This is a genomic window from Pseudogemmobacter lacusdianii (assembly GCF_030848395.1).
GTDB classification, from domain to species: Bacteria; Pseudomonadota; Alphaproteobacteria; order Rhodobacterales; family Rhodobacteraceae; genus Pseudogemmobacter; species Pseudogemmobacter lacusdianii.
In genome coordinates this window covers 122,775-141,680 of the sequence record NZ_JAVDBT010000001.1, presented here as the reverse complement: position 1 = coordinate 141,680, position 18,906 = coordinate 122,775, and the positions used below count along the sequence as shown (strand labels likewise).

The window sequence follows — 18,906 nt, the reverse complement described above, 5'->3', positions numbered from 1 at the left end:
TGGCGGCTAGCCTGCCAGCTTGGCCGCCAGATGGTTCTGACGCTCGATCACGCGCGGCAGATCGATGGTGGCCATCTGGCTGTCGCGCACCACGCGGCGGCCCTCGACCCAAAGGTCGCGCACCTTCTGCGGGCCGCAAAAGACCAAAGCGGCCACCGGATCCCAAGCGCCCGCGGCCTCAACCCCGCGCAGATCCCAAAGCGCGATATCGGCGCGTTTGCCGGGCTCGAGACTGCCGCAATCCGACCGCCCCAGCACCTGCGCACCGCCCAAGGTGGCGATCTCCAAAGCCTCGCGTGCGCCCATCGCATCCGCCCCCAGAGCGACGCGCTGCAAAAGCATCGCCTGCCGCATCTCGCCCGCCAGATTGCCGGCGTCATTTGAGGCCGAGCCGTCGACGCCAAGCCCAACCTTCACGCCGCGATCCCGCATCGCCCGCACCGGCGCGATGCCCGAGCCAAGACGGCAGTTTGAACAGGGGCAATGTGCGACGCCGGTGCCGGACCGCGCGAAAAGCCCGATCTCGGCATGGTCAAGCTTGACGCAATGGGCGTGCCAAACATCAGGACCGGTCCAGCCCAGATCCTCGGCATATTGGCCGGGACGGCAGCCGAATTTCTCCAAGGAATAGGCGATATCCTCTTCGTTTTCCGCAAGATGGGTGTGGAGCATCACACCCTTTGCCCGCGCCAAAAGCGCCGCATCGCGCATCAGATCGCGCGAGACGGAGAAGGGCGAGCAAGGCGCAAGGCCAACCCGGCACATCGAACCTTCAGCGGCATCGTGGAAGCCATCGACCACCCGCTCCATGTCTTTAAGGATCGCCGCCTCGACCTCGACCAGACTGTCGGGCGGCAGGCCACCGGCAGATTCGCCGATGCTCATCGCGCCGCGCGTGGGGTGAAAGCGCAGCCCCACTTCGGCGGCGGCATGGATGGTGTCTTCCAGCCGCGCGCCGTTGGGATAGAGATAGAGGTGGTCCGACGTCAGCGTGCAGCCCGAGAGCGCCAGCTCGGCTAGGCCGGTCTGGGCCGAGGTAAAGATCTCCTCAGGCCCAAAACGCGACCAGATCGGGTAAAGCGTCTTCAGCCAACCAAAAAGCAGCGCATCTTGGCCGCCCGGCACCGCGCGCGTGAGGCTTTGGTAAAGGTGGTGATGCGTGTTCACGAGGCCGGGCGTGACCACGCAGCCCGTGGCATCGACAATTTCAGCCCCTGCCCCCACCTGGCCCGAGGCAAGCAATTCCTTACCCACTTCGGCGACCACGCCGCCGCGAATGAGCACCTCGCCGCCCGCGATTTCGGCGCGAGAGGCGTTCATCGTGACAACGGCGGCGGCATTACGAATGAGAATATCAGTCATCGTTCCCTCATTCCCCTTCGGTGGAACGATGTGGCGGACCGACAGAAGGGGGAAGGACTCGGGCACCCGCGCTCCGCAGATTACGCGGCGCGCGGGGCGCGATCAACCGCAAGGCGCGCGGGGATTACCCCTGAAGAAGCGAAAGGACTTTCGCATGCAGCTCGGGCGATGAGGCCGCCAGCACTTGGCCGCCCTGATGCACCGGATTGCCCTGCCAGTCGGTGACCACCCCGCCGGCCGCCTCGATCACCGCGATCGGGGCCTGCACGTCATAGGCTTGCAAGCCCGCCTCGATCACCAGATCGATCTGGCCCGCCGCCAGCAAGGCATAGGCGTAGCAATCCATGCCATAGCGGGTCAGCTTGGCCTCACGCGAGACGCGGCGGAAGGCGGCGCCCTCGGCCTCGGTGCCGACTTCGGGGAAGGTGGAGAAGAGGATTGCCTCTGAAAGCGCGCGGGCGGGACGGGCTTTCAAAGTGGCCCGGCCCATCGGGCCGTTGACTTCGGCCCGGCCAAGGCCGCCTTCGAAACGCTCTTGGATATAGGGCTGGTCGATGATGCCGTAGATCGGGCCAGAGGCGTCCGAGACCGCGATCAGCACGCCCCAAGTTGGCGTGCCAGACAGGTAGCCACGGGTGCCATCGATCGGGTCCAGCACCCAAGTCAGGCCAGAAGTGCCCGATTTTGCACCAAATTCTTCACCATGGATGCCATCATGCGGGCGGCGCTGCGCCAAGATCTCACGCATACGCTCTTCGCTGAGACGGTCGGCCACGGTCACCGGGTCAAAGCGGTCGCTCTCTTTGTTTTCGGCCGAGAGCCCGGCTTGGCGAAAGTGCAAAAGGGTCGCCTGCCGCGCCACATCAGCCAAGGCATGCGCCGTTGCCACCAGGTCTGCCGCTTCTTCCGCCGTCACACGCATCCGCGCTTCTCCCAACTCGCGGGCCAGTATAGGGCCCAAAAATGATGATGCCCCGGCGTAGTGAGCGCCGGGGCAAGGGTCAAGTTCACATCGCGCCGCCAACAGGGGGAAGGCGGCCGATGGGGCAGATGTCAGGCAGCTTCCGAGAGCACGCGCGCCAGGTCAAACAACCGACGGCGCTGCGCTTCGGGGATAGCGTAGTAAGAGCGCACCAGATCAAGCGCCTCTTTATCGGCCATGAGGTCGTTGCGCGCGGTCGCAGGCGCAGCCTGCTCCTCGGCAAGTCCTTCAAAGAAGAAGGCAATTTGTGCGCCAAGCGCATCCGCAATATCCCAAAGGCGCGAGGCGCTGACCCGGTTCATCCCGGTTTCATACTTTTGGATTTGCTGAAACTTAATGCCAACCTTATCGGCAAGCTGCTGCTGGGTCATCCCCACCGTCCAACGGCGATGACGAATACGTTTGCCCACATGGGCGTCAACTGGATGCTTCATTCTTTACACAACTCCGAAAAGCGCCTTTCCCAGCGCGGGGTCCCCTGGTCATTTACAAGCATAAATCGTGCCACCACCAAGATGTATCTGAAAAAAATCTAATTCCAAATGAATGCCACTCAAAATCTAACTATTTGGGCTGTTACAATTCGCCATCCGTATAACAACCTGCGGAAGCTGTCGAGATGCAATACTATCGCCTCACACGACTTCGTGACTCGCGCAATGCGGTATTGGCAGTTTGCATTTGCATTTTGCAATGCGCCAGTCACATTCAGGACAATTGTGCACTGGAGATGCTTCAGCCGCCGGCATAAATTGCCCCCATCGCGATAGGAGAGACGGAGTGAAGGCTTGGGTGATTGAAACGTTGGATCAGCCGATGCAGTTGGTCGAGCAGCCGCGCCCCACTCCCGCTCTGGGAGAGGTATTGGTGCGGGTGCGCGCCGCGGGGCTGAACTTCGCCGACCTCCTGATGGCGCGGGGCAACTATCAGCACCGCCCCACCCTGCCCTTCATCCCGGGCATGGAGCTTGCCGGCACGGTTGAGGCTTTGGGCCCGGGCGTGACGGGCGTTGCTCTTGGCGCGCATGTTGCGGCCTATCTGCCAAGCGGTGCTTTTGCCGAATGGGCCGTGGTCCCGGTCGCGCGCCTTCTGACCCTGCCCGAGGCCATGCCCTTCGCCCATGCCGCAGGCTTTCAGATTGCCTATGGCACCTCGCATCTGGCTTTGGCCGATCAGGCGCGGCTGCAACCGGGAGAAACGCTATTCGTCACCGGGGCGGCGGGCGGTGTCGGGCGCACGGCGGTTGAGATTGGCCATCTGATGGGCGCGCGGGTGATTGCCCAAGTGCGCGGCGACGCTAAGGCCGCATTGGCGCGCGCGGCCGGTGCGGATGTGGTGATTGGTGATGATGTCGATCTGAAGGCCGCCTTGCGAGAGCTGGGCGGCGTGGATGTGGTCTATGACACCGTCGGTGGGCCGGGGTTTGAGGCTGCCTTGCGCGCCACCCATCCCGGCGGCCGCATGTTGGCGATTGGCTTTGCCGGTGGCGAGGTGCCGCAGGTGCCGCTCAACCAGCTTTTGGTGCGCAATGTCTCGGTGATCGGCTTTTGGTGGGGCGGCTATTTGACGCTGGCACCGCAGAAGATGGATGCCTCATTGGCCGAGCTCTTGGACTGGTATGCGCAAGGCAAGCTGAAGCCGCATATCTCGGCTGAGCTGTCCCTCGCCGAGCTGCCGCAGGGGCTTGAGGCGATCCGCAACCGAAGCGCCACAGGTAAGATTGTGATCTCGCTGCCATAAAGGCAAAGCGGTGTTGCAGCTTAGGAGGGCGCCTCCCCCTGCGCGCGGCTCTGTAAAACTCATGCAACTGCGTGTGAGTAAAGGCCATTTTCTGGCCAGTTACGCTTGAAATGAAACACAGAAGCCACGATATTGAGCCATGAGGCCGCGCCGGCCTAAATCGGCGTTGCCCTTAGGGACAACATCGGAGGCTTTCATGGCTCAATACGATACCATCCGCAGTGTAGGCGTTGGCGCCCGCGCTGCTATTGACGAGGGTCTTAAGGCCCATATGAACAAGGTCTACGGGCTGATGTCCGTGGCGATGCTGATCACGGCCGGTGCTGCCTGGGCTCTGGGTGGCCTCTCGATGAGCGCGACCCCGACCGAATATGCGCTGGGCAACGGCAAGTACCTGACCGAGCTTGGTTATGCGCTATACGTCTCGCCCCTGAAATGGGTGATCATGTTCCTGCCGCTGGTGATGGTATTCGCCTTTGGCGCGATGATCAACCGCATGTCGGCGGCTAGCGCTCAGCTGTTCTTCTATGTCTACGCAGCCCTGATGGGTCTGTCGCTGTCGTCGATCTTCTTGGTCTTCACCGCGACCTCGATCGCTTCGACCTTCCTTGTCACCGCAATCGCTTTTGCGGGCCTGTCGCTCTACGGTTACACCACCAAGCGTGACCTGTCGGGTATGGGCACCTTCTTGATGATGGGTGTGATCGGTCTGGTTGTGGCCTCGATCGTGAACATCTTCCTTGGCTCGAGCGCGCTGCAATTCGCGATCTCGGTGATCGGTGTGCTGATCTTTGCGGGTCTGACCGCGTTTGACACGCAGAACATCAAGAACACCTACATCCAGCATGCCGCTGCGATGGACCAAGAGTGGATGGCCAAGTCGGCGATCATGGGGGCACTGAACCTCTATCTCGACTTCATCAACCTCTTCATGTTCTTGCTGCAATTCCTTGGCAATCGCGAGTGATCTGCCTGCAAGGTTAAAGAAAGGGCCGAGGGTAACCTCGGCCCTTTTTCTATGCGGTACGGGATGTAGCTGAGAGCACTACAGATTCGCCCCACCGCCACGCGGGACGGCCTGAGGCTGAGAGGGTTAGGCCCCTTGCCTCTGCCCCACTGAAAGGCCACTCAGGGCTTAAAAGAGCCGCACAGGGACCTCCCGAGGCTTGGCCTATCTCGACCTTAGAGAGTAAGTTGTTGACGCCCGTCGCGGCGCTCTGAGCACCCCGGGCGAAACCGCTCAGCAGAGCTCGCAGAACTTGGCGCCGGAAATGCAAAAAGCCGCCCCCAAAGGTGCGGCCTTGCATTGCGTCGGCTTGATGCCTGACAGAGGGCAGATCTTACTTGATCTTGCCTTCTTTATACTCGACATGCTCGCGCTTGACGGGGTCGTATTTCTTCACAACCATCTTTTCGGTCATGGAGCGGGCATTCTTCTTGGTCACGTAGAAGTGCCCGGTGCCCGCCGTCGAGTTCAGACGGATCTTGATCGTAACCGGCTTGGCCATTGTCGTATCTCCTGTCACAGGGAAACACGTGTCCCCCGGCAAATCCTTGAGCCCGCCTTTTATCCGGCGAGGGCGCGGAGTCAACAGCGAAACCCAAAGCAGATGGCAGAATCTTGCTTTCCTTACGTTTGATCGCTGTTTTAGCGGGGGCCAGCGCCCACACGCCCGGGGTATTTGAGTTCTGAAAGGGGGCAAGCAGCCCTAAGCGCGTGGCCTTGGGCGTGTTTTGTGCGGATGGCCTATAAGCCGGATTCTGTCCAGAAGGCTTGCGCCCCCTTGGATGACCATTCCTCTAGCCCCCACCTTACGGAGGGGGTCCAGCTGCCAACCCGGGCCTCTCGGGCTGAAGCATCCCTGCGGCGGTATCGGGCGAACCCGACCTGCCCCGCGCGAGGCCCCTATTCGGCATTGCTCCGGGTGGGGCTTGCCATGCCGGTCCTGTTACCAGTCCCGCGGTGGGCTCTTACCCCACCGTTTCACCATCACCGCCTGTGGCCTGAGCCGTGACCGAAGTCGAAAGGCGGCTGTCTCTTCTCTGTTGCGCTTTCCCTGGGGTTACCCCCGCCGGGCGTTATCCGGCACCCTTGCTTCATGGAGTCCGGACTTTCCTCGCGCGCCCTATTACCCGGCGCCCGCGGTCATCCAGCCATCCGCACCGGGCCGCATTAAGCCTGCGCCCCTGCCCCGTCAATCGTGAAAGCAGAGCCGGGAAAGCGGCGGGCAAGGTCGGCGGCCGCACTGGCATCTACTGCACTGAGCGGGCCTTGCGCCCAAGGCCGGAAGCGCAGCCGGAAGGCGGCAAGGAGCAGCGCGTCTTCGACTGCCGGATAGCCAAAGCGCAAGGCGGCATCGCGGAAGCCGGCCGGTGCTGCTTGCGGTGCTTCGGGATCGGGCCAGACCGAGAGGCCTTGCGCCGCCAGACGCCGCCAATCAAAGCGCGGGCCGGGATCGGATTTGCGCCCCGGTGCCATATCGGAATGCGCGATCACGCGATGCGCCGGGATCTGCCAGCGACGAAGGATCCCTGCCAGAAGCTGCTCAAGGGCCGCCATCTGAGGCTCGGGGAAAGGGTGGGTGCTGGGATTGGCAAGCTCGATGCCGATCGACTGGCTGTTGACGTCATCCCTGCCCGCCCAAGCGCCTGCGCCCGCATGCCAAGCGCGGGCAGCCTCGGGCACCAAAGCCTCGGTCCGTCCATCCTCGCCGATCAGCCAATGGGCCGAGACCTCATACGCGGGATCACAAAGCCGCTCGCGCGCCTCGGTAAAGCTTTGCATCGCAGTGTAATGCAGCACGACAAGCGAGGGCATGAGGCCGCCGCGCCGCTCGGTGAAATTCGGAGATGGGAAGGTCGCTTCTGAGAGCGGCGGCGAATCGAGGCTCGCCGGCGCGCTCATTGCAGGGCGGTACGGAAGGGACGCGGATCCCAACCGCAGGCAAAGCCGTCACCATCGGGATCAAGACCCATCCGGTCCTTATCCGGGCCGCCTTTGGCCAAGAAGGCCTGCTGTGCCAGATCCGGGGAGGCGTATTTCGAGCAGGCGACCAGCGGATCGCGCAGGCCAAAGCCGCCCCGGGTATAAAGCTGGGTGCCAGGATTGTTTGTGGTGCGCAAAGCGTAATCCACGATATTCGGCCCCTGCTCCCCCGGACGCACCGGCAGATCCTTGGGCTGCACCACCACATATTGCGCGCGGTTTTGCTCAATCCGTTGCTTGTCGCTGGCGATGGTCTCGCGCGAGGAGACGGCGTTGAAATCTTGTTCGTCCGAGATCCCGGCATGGCCGGCGGCGGCCATCTCACCCGATTCCACGCGGATGCCAGCGGGCGCATCGCCGCGCGGACGGTTGGGGTCAAGCGTGCCCAAAGCAGCCCCGTCGCTGATCGCAGGCGCGCTGTAGCTGGGCGCGGCGGCGCTGGGGGTGACGCCCTGAGCCCGGTCGATCGCCGCAGAGGCGGCGGCAGGGTTGAAGCCCCCCGCAGGCGCGGCGGTTGCCGGCGCTTGCGGCTGGGCCACCACGGCGGGTGCACCGCTGTTTTGGCGGATATAGCTGTTGTAATCCGTGAATCCGACACCGGCCCCGGAATCCGGCACCGAGGGCTGGCAGGCCGCCAGCAAAGGGACGGCGAAGAGCAGAGCGGCGGAACGGCGGAACATCACTGCCTCATGGGTGGCGGAAGGGAGATAGGTTTGGCTTTGCGCCGCCCCTACCACCATTTCGTTGGTTTGGAAACAAATCCGGCGGCTTGCTCTAGCACATAGGCGTGATTGAGAAGCCCCGCTTCGTCCCACGGACGGCCGATCAATTGCAGCCCCAAGGGCAGCCCTTGCGCGTCCAGCCCCACCGGCACCGAGACGCCCGGCAGACCGGCAAGGTTCACCGTGACGGTGAAGACATCGTTGAGATACATCTCAACCGGCGAAGCCGTCGCCATATCACCCAGACCAAAGGCCGAGGACGGGGTGGCAGGCGTCAAGATCGCCTCGACGCCGTCGGCAAAGACCGCCTCGAAGTCGCGCTTAATCAAAGCGCGGACCTTGCGGGCGCGGTTGTAATAGGCGTCGTAGAAGCCAGCCGAGAGCACATAGGTGCCGACCATGATCCGGCGTTGCACCTCGGGGCCGAAGCCCTCGGCGCGGGTTTTCTCATAAAGCTCGGTGATGCCGTCAGCCGGGCCCAATTTGGCGCGGTGACCATATTTGACACCGTCATAACGGGCGAGGTTGGACGAGGCCTCAGCGGGCGCGATCACATAATAAGCAGGCAGCGCATATTTGGTGTGGGGCAGGCTGATGTCGCGGATCACGGCCCCGGCGTCGCGCATCATCTCAATGCCACGATCCCAAAGCGCGCCGATCTCAGCGGGCATGCCCTCCATGCGGTATTCTTTCGGAATACCAATGACTTTGCCTTTGATGTCGCCGGTGAGAGCGGCTTCGAAATCCGGCACAGCCATGTCGGCGCTGGTCGAATCCTTGGCATCATGGCCGGACATTGCGCCCAGCATGATCGCCGCATCACGCACCGATTTGGTCATCGGGCCGGCTTGGTCAAGCGAGCTTGCAAAGGCAACAACGCCCCAGCGCGACACGCGGCCATAGGTCGGCTTGATGCCGACGATGCCAGTGAAGGCGGCGGGCTGGCGGATCGAGCCGCCGGTATCGGTGCCGGTGGCAGCCAAGCACAGATCAGCCGCCACAGCCGCCGCCGAGCCGCCCGAAGAGCCGCCGGGGGTCAAAGCCACGTCCGAGCCTTCCCGGCGCCACGGGTTCACCGCATTGCCGTAGCAGGAAGATTCGTTCGAGCTGCCCATGGCAAACTCGTCCATGTTCAGCTTGCCCAGCATCACCGCACCAGCGTCGAAAAGCTTGGTGGTGACGGTGGATTCGTATTCGGGCTTGAAGCCTTCAAGGATGTTCGAAGCCGCCTGCGAGGGCACGCCCTTGGTGCAGAACAAATCCTTGATCCCCAAGGGGATGCCGCACATCGCCGGCGCATCGCCGCTTGCGATCCGGGCATCAGCCGCGCGCGCTTGTTCCAGCGCGATCTCGGGGGTTTTATGCACAAAGGCGTTCAGCGGGTCGCTGGCGTCAATTGCCGTCAGGCAAGACATCGCCAGATCCACGGCCGAGATCTCGCCTTTCCGCAACGCATCCCGCGCATCAGAAATCGTCAGCTGGTTCGCCGTCATATTCGCGCTCATTCCACCACCTTCGGCACCGCAAAGAAGCCCTCACGCGCCTCGGGCGCGTTCTTCAGAACGAGGGTTTGGATATTGCCATCCGTCACCACATCGGCGCGGCGCGGCAGCCGCATCGGCGTGACCGAGACCATCGGTGCCACGCCTTCGACGTCCACCTCATTCAGCTCTTCCATCATTGCCACAATGCCCGACAATTGGTCGGCAAGCTTCGGCAAATCACTTTCTTCAACCCGAATCCGGGCCAATTTGGCGACTTTGCGCGCGGTTTCGATGTCGATCGGCATGGGGACCCCCGGTTCTAGCGTCCGTTCTGACATGCGCGGCAAGGGACTGATGCGTGGCACGGACGGCCCTCGTTTAGCGGCCCCGCACCCGCCCTGCAAGCATCTGACGCCCGAGATTGCGCGACCTTTGATCAATCTCAGGCGGTTCTATGGGTTGGAATGCCGTCCTCCTGCCCCTAGTTTACCCCTTAGGCCCGGCGTTTTGCCTCTTTCACGGCCCGCCCTATCCAGACCTATTTTCAGGAGAGCCCCATGCAGATCACTTGGCTTGGCCATTCCAGCTTTCGCATCGAGATCGAAAGCGCAGTGTTGCTGGTCGATCCTTGGCTGAACGACAACCCAAGTTTTCCCAGCGAACGGCGGGCCGAGGCTTTGCAAGGTGTGACGCATATCCTTTTGACCCATGCGCATGGCGACCATGCCTCTGAGGTCGTGCAGATCGCAGCCGAGACCGGCGCGCCGGTGGCCTGCATCCATGAGGTCTCAGCTTGGCTTGCAGGGCAAGGCACGCAGGTGATCGGTTTTGGTAAGGGCGGCACGATTGATCTTGGCGGTGCCAAGGTGACGATGGTGAACGCCACGCATTCCGCCTCGATCGATTTTGGCGATAAGGGGATTTTGCCAGCAGGCTCGGCCGCAGGTTTTATGATTTCGGGCGACGATCATGTGATCTACGTCTCGGGCGACACCGATATCATGGCCGACATGGCTTGGATGGGAGAGCTGCACCGCCCCGATATCGGCATTCTCAGCTGTGGCGGCCATTACACGATGGATATGGAGCGGGCGGCTTGGGCGGCACGGAAGTATTTCGCCTTCCGCTGGGTGATTCCCTGCCATTACAAGACCTTCCCGATTCTCGCCCAAGACGCAGCGCCTTTGCGCTCGGGCCTGCCGCCCGGCACCGAGGTGATCGAGCCCGAGGTTTTGGAGCCTATCCGCTTCTAATCCATATGCGGCACGGGGGCGGCGCTGTCGCCCCTATTCGCGGCGGGCGAGGAAGAATTGCCGCAAAAGCTGCTCAGCCTCACGCCCGCTGATGCCGTCATAGACCTCGGGCCGATGGTGGCATTGCGGATGCGAGAAGACCCGCGCCCCATGCGCCACCCCGCCCGACTTTGGGTCCGCTGCCCCATAGTAAAGCCGCGCAATCCGCGCCGCCGCGATGGTGCCCGCGCAGATCGGGCAAGGCTCTAACGTGACGTAAAGGTCATGGCCGATCAGCCGCTCGGACCCCAAAGCCGCGCAAGCGCCACGGATCGCCAAAACCTCGGCATGGGCGGTTGGATCGCTCAATTCTCGCGTGCGATTGCCTGCTTGCGCCACAACTTCGCCACCCGGGGCGACGACGACGGCCCCCACCGGGACCTCACCGCGCAAGGCCGCTGCCTGCGCTTCTTCCAGCGCAAGCGCCATATAGGACCGGAAGGCCAATTGCCCCTGCCTCCTGAAACAAATACTCTGGGCGCTTCCCGGGGGGCGACACCCCGATCTCTCCCGCCCGCGTAAAGGTTTCCGCAGATGGCCGACAAAGCAACCCCTGAAGGCGAACGGATCGCCAAGGTCCTGTCCCGCCGGGGCGTCGCCTCGCGGCGCGAAGCCGAAAGGCTGATCGAAGATGGCGAGGTGACGGTGAATGGTAAGCGCATCACCTCACCCGCGCTGAATGTGACGGCGAAGGACCGGATCACGATCTCGGGCCACCCCTTGCCGCCCGAAGAGCCGGCGCGGCTTTGGCTTTATTACAAGCCCGAGGGTCTGGTGACCTCGGCCTCGGATGAAAAGGGCCGCGATACGGTCTTTGACCATCTGCCCGAGGATATGCCACGGGTGATGTCCGTGGGCCGGCTCGACCTGAACTCGGAAGGTCTGCTTTTGCTGACCAATGACGGCGCGCTGAAGCGCCGGCTTGAGCTGCCTTCCACCGGCTGGCTGCGCAAATACCGGGTACGGGTGAATGGCAATCCGACCGATCCCGAGCTGGAACCCTTGCGCAAAGGCATCTTGATCGATGGCGAGCAATTCCAGCCGATGCAGGTGACCTTGGACCGGATCCAAGGTGCCAATGCTTGGCTGACCGTGGGTCTGCGCGAAGGCCGCAACCGCGAGATTCGCCGCGCGATGAACGAGATTGGCCTTTATGTGAACCGGCTCATCCGGGTGTCTTACGGCCCGTTCCGGCTGAACGATCTGCGCCCTGGCCATGTCGAAGAGGTGCGCCAAAAGGTGCTGCACGAGCAGCTGGGCACCGGTTCCGAGGTCGCGCCTGAAGAAGCTCCGAAGCGCCGCTTGGCCCCGCGCCGCCCGGCGGAGGCTGGCAAGCCCGCCGCCCGGTCGGCTGCCACCACGCCCTTTGCACCGCGCAAACATTCCAGCCAAAGTGATGCACGCGCCCGTGAAGATTGGGCGCGCGAGGACCGTACCCGCGATCACAAAGGCGGAAGTGGCAAGTCCCCCGCCGCCCGAGACCCGCGCTCAACCGACCCGGTGAAAGAACTGGGCCGCGCTTGGAAAGAGGCCGTTACGCCAAGATCCGGCGACCGCCCCGCCCGCTCGGGGGCAACACAAGGTGAGACGCGCGGACCGGCGACAGGCGCTGGCAAATTCGCGCCCCGCGCCGAGGGGAAACTCACCTCGCGCCCGGCCGCAGGGAAACCTGCTGGCGGCAAGCCCGTGGGCCGCTTTGTCGACCGCGACGAGGCGCAAGGCCTTGGCAAATCGGGCGGAAAGCCCAGTGGGTCTTCGCGTGGTGGCTATGCGGGTAAAACCGGCAGCGGCCCAGCCTCTGCACCGCGCAGCTCTGGCCCGCGCAGCTCTGGCCCGCGCGGCTCATCCTCTGGTGGCCCCTCCTCTTCTGGACCAAGCGGTCGCGGCCCTGCCCGTCCGCGTCGCGGCAGCTGAGCCGTACGGCGCGCCGCCTTTAAGGCGCAACTCCCAGATCCGCAGGCCGCAGCGCGCCAAAGCTGCCGCGGCCTGCCAGACCAGCGCTCCGAATCCAAGGGGGAGCAAAGCCGCGCATTTCCCCCAAGCCCCGCTGGCGCGGCCCATTGCTCTGGGCTAGGATTAGCGCCAACGTGCTGTCGGTCTTGTGCTTATGGAACTTGCCTTATGTCCTCTTCCGCACTGAAAACCCTGTCTTTGGCGCTGCTGGTGGCGCTGGTGTTCTACGTCGCTCGGTCGGGAGGCGTCTGATGGCGCAGCGTTATGGCGGAAAATACAGCCCCCAAGGCGCGCGGCCTGCGCAGCCGGGCCAAACGCCCGCCCCGCCGCCTGAGCCAAAAGTTCGGGTCACCGGCCGCTGGCGGGCCAATGTGCTGTTTCTCTCAGCCTTTGCCTTTCTGTTCCCCGCCTTTGGCAAGGCGCCCGATGCCATGCTTTTGGGGCTTTGCGCAGGCGGTTTGCTGATCCTGTCGGCTTGGCTTTCGCGCGAAGGCTTGCGCGCCCGTGCTGAATGGACGGCGCGCCGCGTGGCCCGTCGCCCAGCAATCCCTCGGCTCCTTTTTGGTGCTGCAACCACGGGCGCGGCTTTGGCTTTGGGCGGGCTGATCGCGCATGGCCTGTCGATCATTCCGGCCTTTTATGCCCTCGCCGGTGCGGCTCTGCACTACGGGGCCTTTGGGATGGATCCGATGCGCGACAAGGGCATGGAGGGCGTTGACGCCTTTCAATCAGACCGTGTCGCCCGTGTATTGGCCGAGGCTGAGGCCAGCCTTGCCGCAATGAAAGACGCCATCCTGCGCGCCTCGGACCGCCGCGCAGAGGGCCGCGTGGATCAATTCGCCGCGCGCGCCCGCGCGCTGTTTCGCCAGATCGAAGCCGATCCCGGTGATCTGACCGCGGCGCGCAAATATCTCACGGTGTATTTGACCGGCGCCAAGGACGCGACGGTCAAATTCGCCGATCACTATGCCCAGACCAAAGACGCCCAAGCGCGTGACGATTGGGAGGCTTTGCTGACCGATCTTGAGACCACGTTCGCCGACCGTTCCAAAGCCCTTTTGGCCAATGACCGCACCGATCTGGATATTGAGATTTCCGTGCTGCGCGACCGGCTAAAAATGGAAAACCGCTAGAGAACTGCTCTTAACGCTTTGCCGCGAGTGCATTCGCCCCGAGCCCATCTGCATCAAGGATATCTTTCATGGCCCCCACCAAGACCCCCGATGCCACCCTTGCCTCTGAAGTCCAATCTGTCGCGGCTGTCGTGCTGGCTGAACCTTCGACAGAGATTGTCGCATTGAAAGATGCGCCTTCCGCCAAGGCGGCCGAAATCCGCAAGCGGATGGACCAGTTGGACATTTCGAACACGCAGTCGATCATCTCCTTTGGCTCCTCGGCGCAGGCTGAGTTGCAAGTAATCAGCCAAGAGATGTTGCAAGATGTCAAAAACAAGGATGCCGGCCCTGCCGGGGATTCCTTGCAAAACATCGTCACCACCATCCGCGGTTTTTCCGTCAGCGAGTTGGACCTGCGCCGCAAAGCCAGCTGGTGGGAGCGCCTTTTGGGCCGCACCGCGCCTTTCGCAAAATTCGTTGCACGTTATGAAGATGTGCAAAGCCAGATCGACCGGATCACCGAGGATCTGCTGAGCCATGAGCATAAGCTTCTGAAGGACGTTAAGTCCTTGGATGTGCTCTATGATAAAACTTTGGACTTCTATGACGAGCTGGCACTTTACATTGCTGCTGGTGAGGCGAAGTTGGCCGAGCTTGATGCCAATGACATCCCGGCCAAAGTGGCCGCAGTTGCCGCTGCACCCGAAGATGACCAAGTTTTGAAAGCGCAAGAATTGCGCGATCTTCGCGCGGCGCGGGACGATCTGGAGCGTCGGGTACACGACCTGAAGCTGACCCGTCAGGTCACGATGCAAAGCCTGCCCTCGATCCGTTTGGTGCAGGAAAATGACAAATCTCTGATCACCAAGATCAACTCGACCTTGGTCAATACCGTGCCTTTGTGGGAAACCCAGCTTGCACAGGCCGTGACAATTCAGCGCTCGCAAGAAGCGGCGGTTGCGGTGAAGCGCGCCACCGATCTCACCAATGAGCTTTTGGAATCCAACGCCAAGAACCTGCAAGAGACCAACCGTGTGGTCCGCACGGAAATGGAACGCGGCGTCTTTGACATTGAGACTGTGAAGCGCGCCAATCAGACGCTGATCGACACGATCAACGAAAGCCTGGCGATCGCTGACGCAGGCAAGGCCAAACGTGCCGCTGCCGAGCAGGATCTCGTCAAGATGGAGGCAGAATTGCGCGATACTTTGGCCTCGGCCAAAGCGCGCTCGACCGCCTCAGGCGCTGCACAGGGCTAAGGTGGTCTCGCTGCGCGCCCTTCCCCGTCTGTCGCTCGCCAGCGCCGCTCTGGCGATGGCAGCGGCTTGCGTGCCGACAGCGCCGCCCAGCCCCGGAGGCCGCGGCAATATGCCGGTGCCTCTGCCTACGCCTTTGACCGAAGCCGCGCCGGAAAGCGCGAAATCGGCCGCGGCGCGGGTCTATTACGCGCAAGTTCAGCAAGCCTTGCTGCAACAGGGCCTGCTGCGCACCGATGGGGGCGGGCAAGATACGCCCTACACCGACCGTATCTTGGCCGAGAACTTCCTGAAGATCGCGCTTTTCGATGAATATAGCCGCAGCGCTGGCGGCTTTGTTCAAAAAGAGGCTGCCTCTTCTTTGCGCAAATGGACTGGGCCGGTGCGGGTTGGCTTGCGCTTTGGCGCCTCGGTCCCGGCCGAGCGACAGGCGACGGATCGCGCGCGGGTTGGCTCTTATCTGGCGCGGCTGAGCCAGATCACAGGCCACCCGATCTCGCTCTCGGACGCCTCGCCCAACTTCTGGGTCTATGTCGTCTCTGAAGATGAGCGCGAGGCGATGGGCCCTGCTCTGCGCGCCGCTTTGCCGGGGCTTTCTCCCCAAGATGTCGCCGGCGTCACGCAGATGCCACGGACGACCTATTGCCTTGTCTATGCGCTTTCCTCTGGAAATTCAGGCCATTACACGAAGGCTGTCGCCGTTGTGCGGGCCGAGCACCCCGACCTGCTGCGCCAATCCTGTTTTCATGAAGAGATCGCCCAAGGCTTGGGCCTTGCCAATGACAGCCCGCGCGCGCGGCCGTCGATCTTCAATGATGATGAGGAATTTGCGCTTTTGACCCGCATGGATGAGCAGTTGTTGCGTATCCTTTACAACCCCGGCTTGCGGCCCGGGATGACGATCGAGGAAGCCCGTCCTATCGTGCAGCGTCTGGCCGAACAGATGGTCTACGGCGGGTCGAGTTAGGCGTAACAGCGGCATTGCAGGGGCGTTTTGGCACGCGATTTCCCCCTTCAATCCCGACGCACCTCGACTATGTTAGTTTTATCAACCGGGCAGTCTGCCCGCGCCCCAGCTTTGGGGCCAAATCCGACAGGAGGCACCGCTCATGGTCTTCGATTTCCTTAAAGGCGAATTCGTCGACGTCATCTCATATCTCGATGACACCCGCGACACGATGGTTTGGCGCTTCGACCGTCGCGGTCAGGCGATCAAGATGGGGGCCAAGCTGACGGTGCGCGAAGGCCAAGCAGCTGTTTTCATTCACGAAGGCCAGCTGGCGGATGTCTTTGGCCCCGGTCTCTACATGCTTGAGACCAACAACATGCCGATCATGACGACACTGCAGCATTGGGATCATGGCTTCCAATCGCCGTTCAAATCCGAGGTCTATTTCGTCAACACGACGCGGTTCAACGACCAGAAATGGGGCACCAAGAACCCGATCATGGCGCGCGACCCCGAGTTTGGTGCCGTGCGGATCCGCGCTTTCGGCACCTATTCGATGCGCGTCACCGATCCGGGCAAATTCCTGACCGAGATCGTCGGCACCGATGGTGAGTTCACCACCACCGAAGTCTCGCTGCAAATCCGCAACCAGATCGTGAATGCCGCAAGCCAAGCCTTGGCAGGTTCCGGCATTCCGGTGCTGGATATGGCGGCCAATCTTGAGGATCTGGGCAAGATCATCGCCGATAAGATCGCGCCGAAAGTCGCGGAATACGGCCTTTCGATCCCCGAGTTCTACATCGAGAATATCTCGCTGCCGGAAGAGGTTGAAAAGGTCATGGACAAGCGCACCTCGATCGGGGTGGCAGGTGATCTGAACAAATACATGCAGTTCAACGCGGCGGAAGCTTTGGCCAATCCGGCTTCGGGCGCGGGCGGCATGATGGGGGCTGGCATGGCGGCCGGTATGGGTCTTGGCATGGCGCAGAACCTTGGGCCTTGGGGCGCGGCTCCGGCAGCGCCCGCCGCTGCGGCACCCGCAGCGCCGCCGCCTCCGCCGCCTGCGGCAAAGACTTGGCATGTCGCTGAAAATGGCGCCACCAAGGGCCCCTTCTCGGAAACCGAGTTGCAGCAGATGATTGCAAGTGGCGCCTTGAGCCGGACCACCTTGGTCTGGACCGCCGGCCAAGACGGCTGGAAAGCCGCCGCCGAGACCGCGCTGTCGCGGCTTTTGGGCCAAGTACCGCCGCCCCCGCCGCCGATGTGACCGAGGCTCTGGGGGTGAATTGCCCCAGAAATGGCGCAAGGGGGGCCGCGTGCCCCCCTCTCATTCCTGAAATTTATCTTATGCTTCAATGACCCAGCCTTCAGAACATCGTTACCCCTGCGACCAATGCGGTGCCCAGTTGCGTTATGCGCCGGGTCAGACCTCGCTGACCTGTCAGCATTGCGGAAATGTCCAAGCATTGCCGGAGGTTGCAGCCAAGACCCGCGCGCGCGCCTTGATCGAGCATGATCTGAAGCGGGGCTTGCGCGATGATCTGCCGGATGCGGCCTCATTTGATGTGCGCACGGTGCATTGCACCTCATGCGGGGCGTTGATCGAGCTTTTGGGCACATCGCATGCCACCGAATGCCCGTTCTGCGCCTCGCCGGTGGTGCTCGACAGTGACCCGCAGCGCCTGATTAAACCGCAGGCCTTGGTGCCCTTCCAACTCACCGAAGGCCAAGCCCGCAATGCGATGACCGATTGGCTGGGCAATCTGTGGTTCGCGCCAAACTCTTTGGTGGAATATGCCCGCAAGGGCCGCGCGCTCTCGGGCGTTTATGTGCCGCATTGGACCTTTGATGCCTCAACTTACTCGCGCTACGTCGGTCAGCGCGGCGTCCATTATTACGAGACGCGCACCGTCACGGTGAACGTGAACGGCAAGTCCGAGCAGCGGCAAGAGCAGGTGCGCAAGACCCGCTGGTATCCCGCCTCGGGCCAAGTGGCGCGGGATTTCGACGATGTGGTGGTCTTGGGCGCAACCAGCCTGCCGCGCGTCTTGGCCGAGCGGTTGGAGCCTTGGGATCTTGGCGCTTTGCAGCCCTATTCACCGGATTATCTGGCCGGTTTTCAGGCCGAGGGCTACACCGTCTCGCTGGCCGATGCCGATCGCCAAGCCAAGGAGCATATGAGCCAAGTGATCGTCGGTGATGTGCGCCAAGACATTGGCGGCGATGATCAAAGGGTCAATTCGGTCGACACCGATTGGTCGGCTGAGACCTTCAAGCATATCCTGCTGCCGGTCTGGATGGCGGCCTATAAATACAACGGCAAAAGCTATCGCTTCTTGGTCAACGGCCAAACCGGTGAGGTTCAGGGCGAGCGGCCTTGGTCGGTCTGGAAGATCGCCTTTGCGGCGATACTGGCGGCCATTGTCGCGGCGGGGCTGTTCTATGTGCATGAAAAGGGTGGGTTCCGCTGAAGCCCTACGCTGTTGAAGGAAATGCCTGATGACGATCCTTCGCCCCGAACGCCCCAGCGATGCGGCTGAGATCGCCGCATTGACCACCCGTGCCTTTGCCACCGCCCCGCACAGCGGCGGCAATGAGGCCCAGATCATCGCCGCTTTGCGTGACGCAAGGGCGCTGACGCTCTCGCTGGTGCTTGAGTCGCCGCAGGGGCTGATCGGCCATGCCGCTTGGTCCCCGGTGCAGATCGCGGATGGGACGCAGGGATGGTATGGCCTTGGGCCGGTCTCGGTTGCCCCAGAGGCGCAGGGCTTGGGCCATGGTGGGCGGTTGATCCATGCGGGCATGGCGCAACTCGCGCAAGACCATGCTGCAGCAGGTTGCGTGGTCTTGGGCGATCCGGCCTATTACAGCCGCTTTGGCTTTGCGGTGGTGCCGGGGATCACCTTCCCCAATGTGCCTGCGGAATATTTCATGGCTCAACCCTTGCAGGGCAGCCTGCCGCGGGGCGAGGTCACCTATCACAAGGCCTTCTACGCCTGACCCGCGCAGTGGTCCTCTCTTGACACCCCCCCGCCCCCGGTCCATTCCGCGCCCATTCCCTAAGC

The 18,906-nt window shown here is 62.6% G+C and carries 19 protein-coding genes and 1 other RNA gene; 10 read left to right on the top strand and 10 right to left on the bottom strand.

Going from position 1 to position 18,906, the window contains the following annotated elements:
- Positions 1 to 6 precede the first annotated feature (6 nt).
- The 3 genes from Q9295_RS00680 to Q9295_RS00670 form a co-directional block, all read right to left on the bottom strand.
- Positions 7 to 1,362, bottom strand: a complete 1,356-nt coding sequence (locus tag Q9295_RS00680; RefSeq protein ID WP_306678392.1) for an 8-oxoguanine deaminase — start codon at positions 1,360 to 1,362, stop codon at positions 7 to 9.
- Between the two features lie 124 nt (positions 1,363 to 1,486).
- Entirely contained in the window at positions 1,487 to 2,284 is a 798-nt protein-coding gene (locus tag Q9295_RS00675; protein WP_306678390.1) for an inositol monophosphatase family protein, read from the bottom strand.
- 131 nt (positions 2,285 to 2,415) lie between these two features.
- Positions 2,416 to 2,778, bottom strand: coding sequence for a helix-turn-helix domain-containing protein (locus Q9295_RS00670; RefSeq protein ID WP_306678388.1), 363 nt, complete (start codon positions 2,776 to 2,778; stop codon positions 2,416 to 2,418).
- A 346-nt stretch (positions 2,779 to 3,124) separates the two neighbouring features.
- On the opposite strand from Q9295_RS00670, the gene Q9295_RS00665 reads away from it, so the two are divergent.
- Positions 3,125 to 4,084: an NADPH:quinone oxidoreductase family protein gene (locus Q9295_RS00665; RefSeq protein WP_306678386.1), complete on the top strand. Its 960-nt coding sequence runs from the start codon at positions 3,125 to 3,127 to the stop codon at positions 4,082 to 4,084.
- A 196-nt stretch (positions 4,085 to 4,280) separates the two neighbouring features.
- On the top strand, positions 4,281 to 5,051 hold the full coding sequence (locus Q9295_RS00660) for a Bax inhibitor-1/YccA family protein (protein ID WP_306678384.1): 771 nt from the start codon (positions 4,281 to 4,283) through the stop codon (positions 5,049 to 5,051).
- Positions 5,052 to 5,424: 373 nt separating this feature from the next.
- Here Q9295_RS00660 and rpmG read toward each other — a convergent pair whose 3' ends face one another.
- From rpmG to gatC, 6 genes are all read right to left on the bottom strand, one after another.
- Positions 5,425 to 5,592, bottom strand: coding sequence for a 50S ribosomal protein L33 (gene rpmG / locus Q9295_RS00655; RefSeq protein WP_306678382.1), 168 nt, complete (start codon positions 5,590 to 5,592; stop codon positions 5,425 to 5,427).
- A 226-nt stretch (positions 5,593 to 5,818) separates the two neighbouring features.
- Positions 5,819 to 6,246: RNase P RNA component class A (gene rnpB / locus Q9295_RS00650), an RNA gene on the bottom strand.
- 11 nt (positions 6,247 to 6,257) lie between these two features.
- Positions 6,258 to 6,902 carry an N-acetylmuramoyl-L-alanine amidase gene (locus Q9295_RS00645; protein ID WP_306678380.1) on the bottom strand — a complete coding sequence of 215 codons (645 nt, stop codon included), beginning with the start codon at positions 6,900 to 6,902 and terminating at the stop codon, positions 6,258 to 6,260.
- An 83-nt stretch (positions 6,903 to 6,985) separates the two neighbouring features.
- Positions 6,986 to 7,750: a hypothetical protein gene (locus tag Q9295_RS00640; protein WP_306678378.1), complete on the bottom strand. Its 765-nt coding sequence runs from the start codon at positions 7,748 to 7,750 to the stop codon at positions 6,986 to 6,988.
- A 50-nt stretch (positions 7,751 to 7,800) separates the two neighbouring features.
- Positions 7,801 to 9,285 carry an Asp-tRNA(Asn)/Glu-tRNA(Gln) amidotransferase subunit GatA gene (gene gatA / locus Q9295_RS00635; protein ID WP_306678765.1) on the bottom strand — a complete coding sequence of 495 codons (1,485 nt, stop codon included), beginning with the start codon at positions 9,283 to 9,285 and terminating at the stop codon, positions 7,801 to 7,803.
- 8 nt (positions 9,286 to 9,293) lie between these two features.
- On the bottom strand, positions 9,294 to 9,581 hold the full coding sequence (gene gatC / locus Q9295_RS00630; protein ID WP_306678376.1) for an Asp-tRNA(Asn)/Glu-tRNA(Gln) amidotransferase subunit GatC: 288 nt from the start codon (positions 9,579 to 9,581) through the stop codon (positions 9,294 to 9,296).
- A gap of 252 nt (positions 9,582 to 9,833) precedes the next feature.
- Between gatC and Q9295_RS00625 the strand changes: the two genes are divergently transcribed.
- Complete coding sequence (locus Q9295_RS00625; RefSeq protein WP_306678375.1) at positions 9,834 to 10,529, top strand: metal-dependent hydrolase; 696 nt, start codon at positions 9,834 to 9,836, stop codon at positions 10,527 to 10,529.
- Positions 10,530 to 10,562: 33 nt separating this feature from the next.
- On the opposite strand, the gene Q9295_RS00620 is transcribed toward Q9295_RS00625, so the two are convergent.
- Positions 10,563 to 11,015: a nucleoside deaminase gene (locus Q9295_RS00620; protein ID WP_306678373.1), complete on the bottom strand. Its 453-nt coding sequence runs from the start codon at positions 11,013 to 11,015 to the stop codon at positions 10,563 to 10,565.
- An 87-nt stretch (positions 11,016 to 11,102) separates the two neighbouring features.
- Between Q9295_RS00620 and Q9295_RS00615 the strand changes: the two genes are divergently transcribed.
- The 7 genes from Q9295_RS00615 to Q9295_RS00585 all read left to right on the top strand — a co-directional run bounded on the left by Q9295_RS00615 (position 11,103) and on the right by Q9295_RS00585 (position 18,841).
- Positions 11,103 to 12,482 carry a pseudouridine synthase gene (locus Q9295_RS00615; RefSeq protein WP_306678371.1) on the top strand — a complete coding sequence of 460 codons (1,380 nt, stop codon included), beginning with the start codon at positions 11,103 to 11,105 and terminating at the stop codon, positions 12,480 to 12,482.
- A gap of 290 nt (positions 12,483 to 12,772) precedes the next feature.
- Positions 12,773 to 13,654 carry a 5-bromo-4-chloroindolyl phosphate hydrolysis family protein gene (locus Q9295_RS00610; protein ID WP_306678369.1) on the top strand — a complete coding sequence of 294 codons (882 nt, stop codon included), beginning with the start codon at positions 12,773 to 12,775 and terminating at the stop codon, positions 13,652 to 13,654.
- Between the two features lie 68 nt (positions 13,655 to 13,722).
- Positions 13,723 to 14,895 carry a toxic anion resistance protein gene (locus tag Q9295_RS00605; protein WP_306678367.1) on the top strand — a complete coding sequence of 391 codons (1,173 nt, stop codon included), beginning with the start codon at positions 13,723 to 13,725 and terminating at the stop codon, positions 14,893 to 14,895.
- The gene (locus Q9295_RS00600; RefSeq protein WP_373457404.1) at positions 14,882 to 15,859 is read left to right on the top strand and encodes a DUF2927 domain-containing protein; all 978 of its coding nucleotides are present in this window, start codon (positions 14,882 to 14,884) and stop codon (positions 15,857 to 15,859) included. The genes Q9295_RS00605 and Q9295_RS00600 overlap by 14 nt, the downstream gene beginning before the upstream one ends.
- A 142-nt stretch (positions 15,860 to 16,001) precedes the next feature.
- A complete protein-coding gene (locus Q9295_RS00595) occupies positions 16,002 to 17,108 on the top strand; it encodes an SPFH domain-containing protein (protein ID WP_306678366.1) in 1,107 nt (368 codons plus the stop codon).
- An 88-nt stretch (positions 17,109 to 17,196) separates the two neighbouring features.
- Positions 17,197 to 18,312 (top strand): TFIIB-type zinc ribbon-containing protein, encoded by a 1,116-nt coding sequence (locus Q9295_RS00590; RefSeq protein WP_306678364.1) that lies wholly within the window; start codon positions 17,197 to 17,199, stop codon positions 18,310 to 18,312.
- Positions 18,313 to 18,340: 28 nt separating this feature from the next.
- Positions 18,341 to 18,841 carry a GNAT family N-acetyltransferase gene (locus tag Q9295_RS00585; RefSeq protein WP_306678362.1) on the top strand — a complete coding sequence of 167 codons (501 nt, stop codon included), beginning with the start codon at positions 18,341 to 18,343 and terminating at the stop codon, positions 18,839 to 18,841.
- Positions 18,842 to 18,906 lie beyond the last annotated feature (65 nt).

Excerpts from the sequence above, each read along its gene's own strand:
- Q9295_RS00585 (WP_306678362.1), top strand. The coding sequence starts at position 18,341 with ATGACGATCCTTCGCCCCGAACGCCCCAGCGATGCGGCTGAGATCGCC.
- gatC (WP_306678376.1), bottom strand. The coding sequence starts at position 9,581 with ATGCCGATCGACATCGAAACCGCGCGCAAAGTCGCCAAATTGGCCCGG.
- Q9295_RS00660 (WP_306678384.1), top strand. The coding sequence starts at position 4,281 with ATGGCTCAATACGATACCATCCGCAGTGTAGGCGTTGGCGCCCGCGCT.
- Q9295_RS00675 (WP_306678390.1), bottom strand. The coding sequence starts at position 2,284 with ATGCGTGTGACGGCGGAAGAAGCGGCAGACCTGGTGGCAACGGCGCAT.
- gatA (WP_306678765.1), bottom strand. The coding sequence starts at position 9,285 with ATGACGGCGAACCAGCTGACGATTTCTGATGCGCGGGATGCGTTGCGG.
- Q9295_RS00595 (WP_306678366.1), top strand. The coding sequence starts at position 16,002 with ATGGTCTTCGATTTCCTTAAAGGCGAATTCGTCGACGTCATCTCATAT.
- Q9295_RS00615 (WP_306678371.1), top strand. The coding sequence starts at position 11,103 with ATGGCCGACAAAGCAACCCCTGAAGGCGAACGGATCGCCAAGGTCCTG.
- Q9295_RS00625 (WP_306678375.1), top strand. The coding sequence starts at position 9,834 with ATGCAGATCACTTGGCTTGGCCATTCCAGCTTTCGCATCGAGATCGAA.
- Q9295_RS00670 (WP_306678388.1), bottom strand. The coding sequence starts at position 2,778 with ATGAAGCATCCAGTTGACGCCCATGTGGGCAAACGTATTCGTCATCGC.
- Q9295_RS00610 (WP_306678369.1), top strand. The coding sequence starts at position 12,773 with ATGGCGCAGCGTTATGGCGGAAAATACAGCCCCCAAGGCGCGCGGCCT.
- Q9295_RS00590 (WP_306678364.1), top strand. The coding sequence starts at position 17,197 with ATGACCCAGCCTTCAGAACATCGTTACCCCTGCGACCAATGCGGTGCC.
- Q9295_RS00680 (WP_306678392.1), bottom strand. The coding sequence starts at position 1,362 with ATGACTGATATTCTCATTCGTAATGCCGCCGCCGTTGTCACGATGAAC.
- Q9295_RS00640 (WP_306678378.1), bottom strand. The coding sequence starts at position 7,750 with ATGTTCCGCCGTTCCGCCGCTCTGCTCTTCGCCGTCCCTTTGCTGGCG.
- Q9295_RS00645 (WP_306678380.1), bottom strand. The coding sequence starts at position 6,902 with ATGCCCTCGCTTGTCGTGCTGCATTACACTGCGATGCAAAGCTTTACC.
- rpmG (WP_306678382.1), bottom strand. The coding sequence starts at position 5,592 with ATGGCCAAGCCGGTTACGATCAAGATCCGTCTGAACTCGACGGCGGGC.
- Q9295_RS00605 (WP_306678367.1), top strand. The coding sequence starts at position 13,723 with ATGGCCCCCACCAAGACCCCCGATGCCACCCTTGCCTCTGAAGTCCAA.